Annotated in this window: 1 protein-coding gene; it reads left to right on the top strand. The window is 56.6% G+C overall.

The features are described 5' to 3' along the window. A partial coding sequence (locus DBP26_RS27110; protein ID WP_177411147.1) for a hypothetical protein occupies positions 1–357 on the top strand: 357 nt, incomplete at its 5' end. Positions 358–376: the final 19 nt, after the last annotated feature.

Raw genomic sequence — 376 nt, 5'->3', positions numbered from 1 at the left:
ATTCAGGGCATGGTGGATCTTGCTTTTGCTTTTGCTTTTGCTTTTGCTTTTGCTTTTGCTTTTGCTTTTGCTTTTGCTTTTGCTTTTGCTTTTGCTTTTGCTTTTGCTTTTGCTTTTGCTTTTGCTTTTAGCGCGCGACAGCCCAGACACCGCGGACTGCGACTTGGGTGCAGGCCGAGTGGAGGCGTTGCGCAGTGGGTTGAGCGGCCGGGAGCCGCGAAAGCCGCGCGGCCATGGATGGCCGTCCGCGGCGTGCCCACGGAGCAGCGCCGGAGGGAGGGAACCCGGCGCAGCCGGGCCAAACCAGGAGCAAATGGCTTTGGTTACTTTCCCCGAAAGGAAAGTGACCCGCTGTAAAAGCGGAACGGTGAATCAG

The organism is Pseudomonas sp. RIT409 (genome assembly GCF_003052515.2).
Classification (GTDB): Bacteria; Pseudomonadota; Gammaproteobacteria; order Pseudomonadales; family Pseudomonadaceae; genus Aquipseudomonas.
The sequence above is the reverse complement of the archived record's forward strand: the minus strand, read 5'-3'. Positions and strand labels throughout refer to the sequence as shown.